Raw genomic sequence first — 14,770 nt, 5'->3', positions numbered from 1 at the left:
CATTTTTTTAAAAATTCAAATTAAACCCGAAATTAAACCTTCTTAATGTAGGATAATCTCCCCTAAAACTAGAATCTGCGGTAAGTCCACCGTTAAATTCTCTGTCATCTGGTAAATCTGTCCATACAAACAAATTGTTACCATTAGCAAAAACTTGAAGACTCTTTACGCCTAATTTCTTACAAGTTTTTTTAGGTATATTATAGGATAATGAAATCGCTTTAAGCCTTGTTAATGATGCATCATAAATACCATCTCTAGGGTTAGTAGCTGCTTCTGCCCGCCATGCTGGTTGGGTATCTGTATTGTTTGGAGTATCTACAGTCCAATAATCTATGTCTTGTTTAAAAATCAAATCTGTTTGATTAGTGAAGGTTCTATTTCCAAAACTCCTTTGAGCATTTTGTGTTCCATATAACTGAGCCGAAAGATTAAAGCCTTTGTAACGTGCACCAAAAGTAGCAGTCCAGTTTCTTTGCGGACGTGATGTATAACCATATGGCGCATTATCAAAAGAGCTATTATAAATACCATCGCCATCAAAATCTACCACATCATAATAACCCACGCGTGTTTGGCCTTGATTATTTATCTGTGGTGTTGACATATAAATATCATCCCAACTTGTTAATATTCCCGCAGGAATGGCTGATCTTGATTGACCTATTGTATAACCTTTACTTTTTTGATAAAAAGGCCTTAACGCTGGGTCATCTCTTTCTATAACTTCATCTTTTGCTTGAGTAAAACTTAAATCACTATAAAGATTTAAACCGTTGCCCAATGTATAATCTACACCTAAAACCATTTCGTACCCTCTTACCTCTACTTTCCCTTTATTAAAGTCAGGAGGAGATGTGCCATACCAATCTGGAACCGCTCGTTGTGAGCCAGCAATAAGGATATTATCTCGGTCTTCTCCAAAATAATCGAATTCAGCGGTGATTAAATTATTAAATAATGATACCTCGGCACCCACGTTATATTTAGTAGCTGTTTCCCATTGAAGGTTAGGGTTTCCAACACTTTGCTCCGTATAGTAAATATATGGAGATCTTCCTCCATTACCTTCATAAGCGCTAGGTACTAAAAATGCAGACCCTCCATTTTGCCATTGTGTAATATAACGCCATCTACCACTAAAATTATCATCCCCTATAAGTCCGTAGGAGCCTCTCACTTTAAGTTTATTTAACCAATCTACATTATCCATAAACGCCTCGTTAGTAACTGTCCACCCTGCTGCTGCAGAAGGAAATAGATCGAAACGAAAACCAGGACCAAATTTCTCTGAACCATTGTATGCACCATTAATATCTATAAAGTATCTATTATCATAATTATAAGTTACTCTACTCACCCAGTTTTCACGAAAAGTTGGAAAAACACTTCCTCTAGCAATCTCTTGTCTTCTAAATAAAAACAATGCAGTAACATTATGTTTCTCCGCAAAAGATCTTGAGTAATTCAATGACATATCGTATAGTAATCTACGAGACCTTGTACCATTTTGAACAGATGAAGTTCCAACTCTCCATGGATTTACAACAAAATCAAAATCATTCACTCCATTTGGAGACAAAATTAATTCCTGATCTCCATCATAAACTCGGTATACTAAATTTTCAAGACCATCTCCTCCTGGATCTGTTAAAGATTGTTGGCTATTCATATTGTTATCTAACGAAAACCGTCCTTGAAATTTCAATCCTGGAGTTATAAAATCAAGTTTTTGTTTCAATATAACATCGGTATTTACCTGAAAGCTAGAAGTGGTAGTAAATCCAGTATTGGTCAAACTTACAATAGGGTTAGTTATACCAAACCCATCGTCTATATATTGGCCATATAAACCATCTGGATATACTGGTGTATACAGACTAGGGGCAATTTCATAGAGTCCATTAACTACAACATTTAAATTAGCTGGTGATTCTCGAATTCCTAAATACCCCGAAAGGTTTACCGAAAGCTCTGTAGTTTTTGTAATATTAAAATCTAGATTACTTCGGTAATTAAACCGCTCGTAATTATATTCACCCAGGTATCCTTTTCCACTATCGTATTTGGCTCCATCAAAAATATCATCTACTGTTTGATAAGCTAAACTCGCAAAATATTTAGAATTTTTCCCTCCACCGCGAGCAGATAGGTTAATTCTATAATCTTGAGCAAAATCTTTTAAAAGCTCATCTTCCCAATCTACATTTGGATATATATAACTTTCTTCCAGAGTTGAAGGATTACGGTATTTATCAAGAATAGCCATTGGTGTATAATCCCCCCATCCTATCGGAGAGATTGGTAATTCTCGCTGAATGGAGCTATTAGCCTGACGTATTGCGTCGTACGAATCCAATTTTTCCGGTAACTTTGAAACCATTTTAATGGTAGAATTAACAGACAAGGATAATTGCGCTTTCCCTGTTTTACCTCGTTTGGTTGTTATTAAAATTACTCCATTTGCACCTTCGACCCCAAAAACAGCGGTAGCAGAAGCATCTTTAAGTACAGAGAGTTTTTCAACATCATTCATGTCAATATCTGTCATTGATCTAGGCACACCGTCTACAAGAATTAATGGTTGTCCCCCACCGTTCCAGGAACTTTGACCTCGAATAAAAATTTGCATATCAGACTGACCTGGGATTCCACTACCTTGTATAGTAGTTACCCCAGGTAAATTTCCTTGTAGAGCTTCTTCAATATTAGTTAAACCACCAGCTCTTTCCATTAAAGTTTCTCCTTCAATTTGAGTAATAGCGGCAACTACACTCTCTTTTTTCTGCTCACCATAACCTACAATAACAACTTCATCTAGACCTGCAACATCCTCCTCTAAAGCTACATTAATTTGATTTTGACCAGCAACAAGTATCTCTTGAGTTTTATACCCTATATAAGAATAAATAAGTGTGCTTTGAGAGTCTGCACTTACGCTGTACTTTCCATCAAAATCTGTAACTGCTCCTGTCGAAGTGCCCTTTACTATTACTGTAACTCCGGGTAAAACTAGACCGTCTGCAGACACGGTTCCCGAAACTGTTTGAGCGTTTGTCATCCCCATGCAGGACAGTATCATCCCAGCTGCAGTAAAAATTCGCCTCATATTTCGCGAATTTTTTAATGTTTTTTTTAATTTCATATACATTTAGTTCAAAATTAGTTGTTGTAAATATATAGGTTAAAAGAAGTTAACCTGTCCTGTTTTGTCATGCAACAATGTACTTTATACATTTTTTTTATAAACAAAACCTTATTTTGCATTAATTACAGAAACTAAAGATCTTCATATAATTAATTTTGATTACTAAAAAACGGGACACTTTTATTAGCCATATGGACATGAGTAGAAAATGGCTTAATTAACACTTTAACAGATATTGAGGATCTTCCTTTTGGAAGAATTTTCTAACACAATTTATTCTAAAAAAAAATAATATCAAAATAGATTTTTGATATTATTTTAAATAAAAAAGACATACCCTTTTTCTGTTAGCAAAAACCTATTTTAAATTATTTATTAATTCACGGTTATAGTTAAATATAACTCATTAGAATCTTCTTCAAAAAACACTTCTATGGGTACAGCCTCAATACCTGGAACCATATTAAAAAGTCTGCTTCCTGAAATATTTTTAAGCTTTATTGGTACATTTGATTTTATGCTGACAACACCTTCTGGCTTTATAATGTTTATTTCATTATCATCTACAAACTCCACCGCTTCCCCAGAAGGCGAAGCTATTGGTAATACAAATGCTGTTGGTTCTATAATTTTTTGATTTGTTGATACCTGTATTTGTAGAGAATCTTTTACACAGCTATATTTTAACTGAAATGTAAATGCCGTTTCCGAAACGGCTTCCCTTGCTACATTCTTAAGATTTACTTTTGACAACAGTTCAATAACCCCATTTTGATCATTAGACTCCATACTTGCTGTTAAATCAAAAAGGTTTGTGTACCATTCATCATCTTTAAAAGTTTCAATTCTTGGTGTTAAAGCAATATCTTCACCCGGTTGTGGTTGCTGATTATATTCTTCTACCATTTGGTAAACAGCCATGCTAGCTGCACAAAGTAATCCTACCTTACTGTGATATAATATGCCCAAACTACCTCCAGTAGCTTGACGATAATCGTATTTATAATGGTATTCTGCATCGTAGGTACTCACGGTCCCTCGCCAATCTCCCCTTGCAAAAACAGAAACATCAATATCTTTAAAATGTTTTACACCATCTGCAACCGTTCTTGGTAAAGCTGCTTTTTTATTAATTTCTGGAAGATGCTTCCAGTGATCCAACAAAACAGCTAAAGGTTTGGCATGTGCAAAAGTATGATGCACACAAGGTGGTATTCCTGCCGATATATAATGTGGACCTCCATGTATCAAACCTTTTGAAGTACATTGTTTTAATAATTCAGTATTTTTTACTGCTGCGGTTCCAAATGCTGGGTTAATATGTGCCATCATTGCGAATGCTGGCTGACTACCATCACAGGTTCGACTTCCCCAATAGCTCCATTTATACATACGGTTACCCCAACTATTATCCCAAGCACCATCCGGTAGCATAAATTCTAAATGACTCTCTAGCGATTTGGTTACAACTTGCAATAACTTTTCATCTTTATTTTTTAAGGCATACATAACTAAACTATTTAGGGTTTCTTCAACATTATACCCTAAATCGACACCATGCAAACCTTTAGCACTAAGTTTACCAGCATCAGGTTTACACTCTCCAAACAATAAATGATCTTTTGTTGTAAAAAAGCCCGTTACTTGTTGAGCCATTTTTTTGCTTTTCAATTTAAAATCCTCATTACCGAGCACACCTCCTATTAAATCTAAGCCATAGATAGCTGTTCCTCCATAATTTATATTTGTAAAATCTATTGTAAAAGTGTCATAAATATATTGACCTGCTTTAGCTAAACGCTCTGTCCACTGCTTACGGGTTTGACTATCCAAAACGCGGCCATGATAATACAGGGCTTCAGCCAAGGCTATGGCTCCAAAAATGGTAATGCCTTTCCACGATTTTGGGTTTGGAATAACTGTCCAAGCTCCATTGTCTTGGGATACATTATTTTCAGCCCAAATCATTACTAATTTAGCAGCTTCTAAATACTTTTTATCGGCAGTAACATCGGCCATATATAAAAATGGATAAACAGCATCCATACAGCGGCCGTGTATATGTGAACAAGATGGACACCCCAAAGCTCCATGTTCCTCTAAATTAGACGGATTTTTAATCTGCACTTTAATCATCCCATCACACCAATCTTTTAATAGACCAGAAACTAAATTTTTAAATTCCAATGAATGCTCTGAATGATTTGAACAAGCACTAAAAACACCAGAAATTGGGAGAGACAAGCCAATCCCGGCAAAGGTTGAAAGCTGTATAAAGTTACGTCTTTTCATATATTTGTTTTTATCAAAAAAATTATTATTATTACTATCCTAATTCCCGGTGTACCTTTCACAAAAGGTCTTACTTAATTATAAGTTTAGTGTAAAATACCTTTTGGTTATCGGTTAAAACTTTTATTAAATAAATTCCGGATGTAAATTGCCCACGGTTCACTATTTGCATGTTTTTCTCATTTGTGGTTGTTTCAAAAACAAGCTTGCCTAAAATATTATATATTTTGATATGTGACGTATTTAAATTGTTTAGGGCTAGCGTAAAGCTTGCTTCTGCTGGATTAGGATATACTTTTATAGAAGTCACCAACATATCTTGATTTTTCAGATTTAGTAATGGGCCTCCATGGCCTTCAACCTTCCATTTACTTCTAGCATCATCCGCATCAGCACTTATGTTGTAACAATTACCATCTATATCATGATACAAAAACTTGCCATTGCTTTTAGCCTCAAACCTAAAGGTATTATCTGTTTCGTTATAATGTATTGTCCATATTTTATCGGTATCACCTGCCGGAGATTCTTTGGTTGTACTTACTACAAGATATGGACCTACAGAAAACCCTGCTCCTGTATAACGCAATATACCATTGTCTTTACTGTCTATATTATAATAATCTACACCTCCAACAGTAGTTTTAACAAACTCCCATTTTCTATCTAGCCCTTCACCAGAATCCTGCATAATTACCGGTTGGCTACCTGCCACTCCTGCACCCAAAAATTTCCCAGTACCTACATTAATTAACTTGTAAACACCTTCTCCATCAGCACCACCTACTACTTGTCCTTTAGTTATTTTCATGCGGTCGAAGTTAAAGCCTCCAATAACGCCCACTAATTTAATTTTCTGCACGCCTTTATTAAGCGCAATATTTGCTTTAGAGCCTTTAAATACAGTTAGATTTGGTGTTACCGTAAGGGCTATATCGGCGAGTTTAGTTGAACCACTAACCACTTTAAGTTTTTTAGAAGACCCGGGCGATGCTGCAAAAACCTCAATTTCGTATACACCATCTTCGGGTACATCAATAGTATATTCAGCAAAATCATCAATGTTCCATGAATTTAGATAAAATACGGTATTACTCCACCTAGTAATATTTACACCACTTTTTGTTGTGTAATATTCTGCTTCAATATCTGTAGGTATGATATGAGTTTTTGGATTCACCTTTATAGTTTGGGTAGTTTGTGCCGAAGTAAAAAACTCATTACCCGCGCCAGAGACAGTAATGGTAGCAGAGCCAGCTCCCAAAACCTGTCTAACTTGATTACTCCAAACAATAGCCACTTGGTTATTTGGACATAGAAACCTAAGGTTTGCATCCGGATTATTACTTGTAGCCTGAAGTTGGAATGCTGGGTCGCTTGATGTTACTTCCGGAATTTCTAAAAAAGTAATTTCCTGTTCCTTTAAAGGTACTACAAGTTCGTGGCCTACAATAGGTGCCGCATTGTAAGTATCATCACCTAGTTGTAACGCATTGATAGTGGTTTTCCCGGCCCGTTTCACATGTACTTTCCCCTCTAAAACAACAGCTACATTGGTATTAGTGCTTTCAAATTGAACAACTAATCCTGAGCTTGCTATAGCGTTTAAAGTTTGATCGGGGCTACCCCAAACATGAGTAGTTGAAGTTAACTCAAATTGAATAGTTTGATTTGTTTTAGAGGCATTTGCATGAACCACCAAGGTTTGAGATGCATCCGGTGCATTATCATAGACTCCATTTCCTACCTGACTTGCCACAATATTACAAGATCCAACACCTATAATCTCTACGGTATTACCATTAACAATGCGAGCTATATTGGTATTTGTGGAAATATATGAAACAGGTAACCCAGAACTGGCTGTTGCATCTAACTGAAAATTGGTATCGCCTTCTGTTTTTTCCTCGATAGCTTCAAAACTTATGGTTTGGGGGATGTAATCTTCTTTTTCAATTTTTAATACATAACAATAAATAGGTACTTTATCGCTATCAACTCGCTCGCTAAATATGGCTACAATAGTTCCGTTATCCATGATTTTAACACTTTTCCTAAAGCGTGCACCAACATTCATTCTAAAATCTTCACGCCATTCATAGGTCCCTGCTAAACAACTATTTACTACAAGATCTTCACCACTAGTAACAAATTTATACATACGATTTCCATAAAAGGTACCTAACCCCCCTTTGCCTCTATCTTCAATAAATTCTGTTTCTCCTGCTTTTTTCAGATAATTATAATGCGTTGTCTTTTTAGGTTGAATGTACATATAAATATCATTTTTGGGCGAAATAGCAACTTGAGGTCCTCCTGCCCATCCCGCATTATCAGGAACACTGCGAGGGTCGGAAATAAAAAATGGAGCGTGGTCAATAATGGGTAAATCGAAACTTTCCCCTGTTACATTTGTTGCTTTACTATCCATTCTCTGACCTAATTCCATCAAATAAACGCCTTCTCCTAATACTGTTGGAGACTCTGCCCAACGTGGCGAATAGGTGTAGTAAAATTTACCATTAATAAAGTGAGCACTACCGTAGCTAAAATTACGCTCTCCTTGAGTTACTTCTGAACCTCGTCCCTTTATTATTGTCGTTTCCTGTGACCAAGTATCTCCATTGTAATACGTCATAACAATATCGCCACCAACGGCAGACCCCAACCTTCGTTCGAAATACATTTCTCCCTGGTCATTGTTAAATAAATCGGGATAAGTAACCCCGCCAACCACTTTTCCAGGCGTTAAGTAGTTTTGTTGAGGAAGAAAGTTCTCGGCAGTAAACTCACTATCTGGAGCAAATGCTATATTTTTCTTCGATCTTATATAATTTAAATCTTCGTTATGGTGATCAAACATTAAATGTACTGTACCATCTATGGGGCAAATTCCTATATTGGTGGTTAAATGCGTATCTCCTTTTCCGCCAACCAAACTTAACTTAGCAGGTAGCGCTACATGCACCCATGTTCCTTCTCCAATTTTCTTACGAGAAACCATTAAGGCACGATTGCTCCAACCACCCCGGTACCATGTATAAAACACATAACCATTTGAAACTTTCACACAATTACCATGCGGATTAATACTAGCTCCATAATGGTATGGTTTAGGGTCGCTTTCTTTCCAAAAATAAAAAGCATCGTTAGTAACCTTCGTGCTATCCATAAAAGTAACCTGTGCCGATATTTTAAAAGATGATAAGTACGAGACTAATAGAAACACCATTAACATTCCATAGTTTCTTGTAGTGCTTAATTGTATTTTTGTTTTCATTAAAATTAGTTTAAAATTCTAGTTTAGTTTTTAACGGATTGCATGTTAAAAAAAACGTTATACCTTGTAATAAGACATAACTGCTTATTCTAACCAAACAATCTGGATCATAATAATTATGCTTAATGATTAATTTCTTAGTTGCTATTGGTCGGCTAAGGGCCTACCATGAAAATTCTATATATCCAGCTAAAACCTCAGGACTTGAAGGTTTAGTTTGTTTTATATGAAACTTATAACCTTAGAGTGGTTTAAACACATGCATCTCCCATATAAAAATTAGCGAATGTGTAAAGAAAAGATTGAAATCTCATTTCACATTTTAGGTAGGATTACATAAAACACACATAGCTAACACCAATTAAACAATTAAGATTTAATTGGTGTTAAAAGTACTTTTTCAAAAAAAAACATATTTCTAGCTTTGTTAATTTATGTTTTTAAAGCTACCCGTACTGCAATACAAACAAAAAGCAATAAAAATGAGATGTTTAAGTGTCGTTTTTTTATCATATGAAAAAGTTTAGTTAGTTCATTTGCACATAAATATCTAATAACGACACCACATATCTATCCTGCCCTATATGGGTTCTCTCACTGTTAACTAGTGACTTAAAACTAAATTTGGACAGGAATAAAAAAAACTCCTACTACCGGAATAAAATTACCTGATACTCCTTATAACTACTGGTCCTATTAAACCTGTTTCCTCCAATTGTTTCTCTGCTTTTCTTGGCGGACTTGTTGTCCATGTTTTTTTGTTTCCCTCTGGGCGGGTATTATCGAAAATAAGTTGATTTCTCCAAGTATTAGTTACTTTAACCTCAATTAAATTATCGCCTTTTTTAACACTATTAGTCACATCAAACTCAAATGGAGGAGCCCATTTAACGCCTATTTTTTCACCATTACACCATAACTCTGCAATGTTAGCAACCTTTCCCAAATCTAACATGGTGTGCTTCCCTGTTTCTTTCAGGTTAATTATTTTTGAATAGGTTATTGTTCCTGAATAATGCCTTATAGCCTCATCTTCCAGTTCTGATAAGGATTTTAATTCTAGAATTTGTATAGATTCTGAAGTGTCCCAACCTATATCAAAATTCAATTTCCAATCATTTTGAAGCGATACTTCATCAACATTAATAACCTTAGTTAAGTTATTATTCTTGTTATGAAAAACATAGGAGCCCGATGTTGAAGCTATAACTGTATCATCTTTCCAAGTTAATTTAGGAAAATCAGTAGAACCGTTAATATGATACCAGCCCATTTTAGAATTTAAGAGCACCTGATTGTTATAGGTTACCTTTGAAGCCAAAGGTTTTTTATCTTCTTTTGAAAATACCACTACAGCACTTCCGCTTGACGGTAATGACAGTACAACATTGGTTCGATTTTTAGAGCTACTCCATATTTTAGCACCCTGTTGCTCTCCCGTAAATGCATTCCATATTTGAGGGCTTACATTATTAAGCCTAAAACTTAATGACACATCAACGGGAACTTCCTCTTTTGATGCTACAAAGTATATGTGCGCATCTTGGGTTTCTCTATGAATCCAATTGATGTCCAAACCTTCTGGAACAATAACATCTTGTACTATTTGTTCTTCTTTTAATACCTCATCCAATGTTTTCCCCCAATACACTCGGCCTTTACCTACTTGTTTTAAACCACTTTTGGTTGTCCCCCAGAGCTCATCTGCTATAGATTTAAGCCTTTCTAAATCCTTTTCATCATCCATCAAACTCGGCGAATCTATGGGTTTATCTCCTAGAATTACAGCGCCTTCCTGTACCAATTCTTTTAATTTTTGAGCTGTAGATAATAGCATATCTTGAGAGTCTCTTAGTTTGATAATTCGGTAATCTCCTCCATTTTCAACATGGATTTTACCATTTATAACATTCAGTTTGTTTTGTAAAATTTCTTCATTTAAATAATCAAACCGATACCCCTTAGGAAAATAATCTAAATCGAAAGGTGGGCGTTCAAAATGATCCCCATAATACCATAACACATCTGCTACGTATTCGCCTTGCTGTAAAACAAATTGATTTCTAGCTAAATAATCGGTCCAATCAGACATGTATTTCCACCATGTTTGCTCACGAACCAAAGGGAAACCAATATTACCACCAAAGCTCGAGCCAGGATATACATTAGTTTGTGGGGTATGCGAAAACGTATGAAACACCAAATGATTTACCCCTTTGGTAAAATTATAATCTATTAAATATTTTACTGAAAAAGGATGTTCATTCCATTTTACGCCCACCTGCGTACATGCTTCTGCAGCCAAAACAGTTTTGTTGTACAAGTGTACTGCAGATGCCGCGGAAAGAATAGGTTTAGCATACTCGTTTTGGGCAGATGGCGCTTTAGGATACCAAAATTCAGTCATAGGAATATCACTTACTCCATAATACCTCATAGGGTCAATGGGCAACACTTCTCCTCCTGCACCTTCGGTATATACTTCGGCTCCCATATCGTGAGCTACGGTTGCAAAATGTTTAAAAAAATTATCGACAAAAACATCATCCATAGTTTGGCGTAAATCTCTTAAAAACTTGGTGGTTACCTCAGGACTATCAACAACATATCCCATAGTAGCTGGCAAATATAGTTCCATACTATAGCCTCTACGGTTTTCAAATTCCTTAAACATATCTTCAGAATTTACGGTCCAAGTAGGTACATGGCTTTCCCAACTATCTATTAATAACCCGTGTAATTTACCATCTCCAATTGGTCCGCCTGTTTTAATTAAATTACCAATCATTCCTTTTCGTAAATGATTTTCAATCGTTATTTTATCTAATTTACTGGACTCCCAACCAGTCGCTTCAGGTACTGCCGGTTTATTAGTAAGGCGCATATTGATATGACCAAAACGTACAACCGTCCAATTACCTTCAGGAGCATTCCAATTCAATTTCCCATCTCGATCCATTTTATCCGTTAAATTCAAGATGGTGTTTTTTTTAACCATGGTATTCTCAGAATACTGAAATTGCACCTCTTTTTCAAGGCGTCTTAATACCTTTGCCGCTTTGGCTTCATGGTTATGCAATTTTGGACTTGAGTTTAAGTGAATAAATTCTGGTGAAATAGCATGTTTGCCTTTAAACGTAAATTTAAACATATTAGACGTGGTTTCAGGAATGGCTAGCGTTAGAAATTTCCGCCTATCATTCCAATTTGCATCAGGTAATTTCAGGGTTATTATTTCCGTAAATATGTTATTGATAAATGCTTCAACTTTAATTGAGACATCAACCCTAGGGTATTCTTTTCCCATTATAATATGTCGTGGTTGCGGAAAAGTAATAGCACGTAATATAACAGCCTTACTAAACTTAGTTTCAACCCAAGTATCGGCATCATTTACTTTTGAAATCCCTTGAGACCTATAGGTATTTAAAAGTTTATCCAAATGTGTCGCTGTACGAGTAACACTAATTTTAGAATTGGGATTAAAAATATCACTCCATGGAATTAAAGTATTATTGGTTTTAATTTCTGAAGGATTTAAAGGTGCTAAATCGTCTCCTTCCGGCGTTGGAAAAGCGAGCACCTGAATGTCTTTATAATTGTAATCTGGAGTTTTATATAATGAATCAATTTCTAGAACCTCCCTAAATACTTTACCTCCAGATACTCTGTAAACCGTTTCTACGATTTCACGCTGCGCCTCTTCTACCGGTACCCACGGTCCCCCCGTCATAGACCAGCCTGGACAATTTTGCATGGTAAATTTTAATCCAAGACGTTGACATTCGTCGGCCGCATGCCGAATCATATCTTCCCATTCTGGAGATAAAATTTTAATAGGCTCTACATTTGGATAAGGGCGACCAGCTTTATTAAACAAATGGATGCCTTGCAAACCAGCTTCCTTAATCGCTTCTAAGTCTAAAGTTAATCCTTCCTTACTTATATTGTTTCCATTGAGATGAAACCACGTTTCTGGTCGATATTGCTTTGAAGGCGATTTAAATTGATCACTTAACTCTTGCAAACTTATTGTGTTTTCAATATTTCGATTTTCGTTATTTGGAGGTTCACAACAAAAGAAAGAAATAGCAATTAGAATGGATAAAATTTTACACTTCATTACTTGGACTAGTTAAATTAAATTGATGTAATTAGTTCTTTAGTTTTAATTGAAAAAACATATATAGTAAATGGTATAACTTAAAATTTTAAATGCTAAAAAAGATTTATTTACACTTTATAATATTTAAAAAATTAAGTCTCCAAAACAATCGATACAAGGTTTTTAATATGAATCCGAGAGCATAACTTCATATTTCAAAAAAGAAAATACGGGTAGCTCTGCTTCAAAAGAAATATTAGATTTGGTTTTCTCATTTCCGTTGGTAGTTATTTCACGCCATTTAGACCAAGGAGAGGGATCCTCTTTTTCATTATAAATTGAAGATCTTACCTTTACTTTTGTACCCGGCGGAATATTAACTTTTGCACTTATTTTTAAATGCGCTGCAGCTGCTGCTTTAGGATTAGCATTGTAATTATACGCCAAGATGTTATATTTACGCTTTGAAACATCTTTAGAAAATATAGCATCAACATAACTAGTTTTGGATAATTCTGCTCCTTTCTTTTTAGACTTATAATAGATATTTCCTTGCATCTCTAAAAGGGCTTTATCGGCTAGCTCATGCTTTGTTCCTTGCCCCCATTGAAAAACATTTTGCATATTGTTTTCGTAAAACATTTTCATAAGCCCGACTATAAATGAATTTTGATGCGCTTTTGATGCATTTACAAAGGAGTTCCCTGCCTTGCTCAAGCTTTTAATTAAAGCGTATTCATGCATCTCGAGTTTTGCCTTTTCATCCCATTCTGGGATATCTTTAATTACTGCAAAATCTTTAGCATACACTTCTTTAAAATTAGTACGGTTTGGTTTATCGTAAAAGGGATAAAAAGAAACACCAACAAAATCATAATGCACCTTATTCGCTTTACTCCATTTTACAAAATCGGTTCCCCAGGCTTTATTAGAAGAGCCCCAAAGGAAATGCGTACCTACTTTTGCCTTAGGAAGCACTTCCCTAATAGCTGTAATTGATACTTTATAAAACTCAAAAAACTGCGCTTTGGTACCAGACCAATGGGTTGGAGTTCCTATTTCACGACCTATATCAAACTGTGTTTTCAGCATCCTCTCTTCACCATAAGTCTCCACAAGAAACGCCATAACATCTTTTAAATAATTGCCCCAAGCCTTATAGTCTCTAGGAGGTTCTGCGTTTCCGTAGGTAGAAATTTTTAAAGAGTCCCCAATTAGCTCTCCCTTTTCATTACGTTGAAATGCCCAGGATGGATTATCTAATACAATTTGATGAATACCTAACCCTTGATTAAAAACACCATCTATCTGCTTTTTTAACAAGGTAAAATCTGTATAGAATTTTTTAGAATTAGCATCCCACTTATAAGAATCCTTGGTTATATCAGCCTTTCCTTTACTAGCAATACCTCCAAGCGGCCTTACTATACAAATCTTAGAATTACCGTTGGCTTTTGAAACCTTAACCCCATTTAAAGGCGTAATCCTGTTGAAAACGTTTAAATGATAGCGCATTTCTTGTTTCACATTTGTAGGATTTGTAAAATCTGTTTCCAAAACAATTTGTGCTTGCGCCTTAATAGAAATTAATGGATAAAGCAAAAACAATATTATTATCGTTTTTGACAACCTGCTTATTTTTTTATCTATCATTAAACTTTATTTATTTCTATATTACCTAGTACTATTTTTAGTTTTTAGAACCTCTTGAATATGCTAATTTGAGATAGAGTTTACTTAGGCTGCTTAGCAAGCCCCCGTTTAAAAAAGCTCCTATTATTATTTTATAATTGAATAAACAGCTCTCTAATGAATAGAATACAAGCGTGCTATAATATCCCCCAAAACAGGCTTTTCATAAAAAAAACACTATGAAAGACAAACCTATCTTTATGTTCGGTAAACTAATGATTTTAAGTTATAAACATTTATTATTACTAAGAAC

At 35.3% G+C, this 14,770-nt stretch carries 5 protein-coding genes; all 5 read right to left on the bottom strand.

Features of this window, described 5'->3' with window-relative positions; genetic code table 11:
- Positions 1-7: 7 nt before the first annotated feature.
- The gene (locus QWY92_RS00715; RefSeq protein WP_290267838.1) at positions 8-3,109 is read right to left on the bottom strand and encodes a SusC/RagA family TonB-linked outer membrane protein; all 3,102 of its coding nucleotides are present in this window, start codon (positions 3,107-3,109) and stop codon (positions 8-10) included.
- Positions 3,110-3,523: 414 nt separating this feature from the next.
- Positions 3,524-5,440, bottom strand: a complete 1,917-nt coding sequence (locus tag QWY92_RS00710) for an ulvan lysase-like protein (protein WP_290267835.1) — start codon at positions 5,438-5,440, stop codon at positions 3,524-3,526.
- A 70-nt stretch (positions 5,441-5,510) separates the two neighbouring features.
- On the bottom strand, positions 5,511-8,720 hold the full coding sequence (locus QWY92_RS00705; protein WP_290267833.1) for a BNR-4 repeat-containing protein: 3,210 nt from the start codon (positions 8,718-8,720) through the stop codon (positions 5,511-5,513).
- Between the two features lie 664 nt (positions 8,721-9,384).
- The gene (locus QWY92_RS00700; RefSeq protein WP_290267831.1) at positions 9,385-12,843 is read right to left on the bottom strand and encodes a glycosyl hydrolase; all 3,459 of its coding nucleotides are present in this window, start codon (positions 12,841-12,843) and stop codon (positions 9,385-9,387) included.
- Positions 12,844-13,008: 165 nt separating this feature from the next.
- Positions 13,009-14,478 carry an alpha-1,4-L-rhamnosidase gene (locus QWY92_RS00695; protein WP_290267829.1) on the bottom strand — a complete coding sequence of 490 codons (1,470 nt, stop codon included), beginning with the start codon at positions 14,476-14,478 and terminating at the stop codon, positions 13,009-13,011.
- Between the last annotated feature and the right edge of the window lie 292 nt (positions 14,479-14,770).

Source organism: Algibacter miyuki (genome assembly GCF_030409805.1).
In the GTDB taxonomy this organism is placed as follows: domain Bacteria; phylum Bacteroidota; class Bacteroidia; order Flavobacteriales; family Flavobacteriaceae; genus Algibacter; species Algibacter miyuki.
Note: the sequence above shows the minus strand (reverse complement) of the source record. Positions and strands in the feature narration are given on the sequence as shown.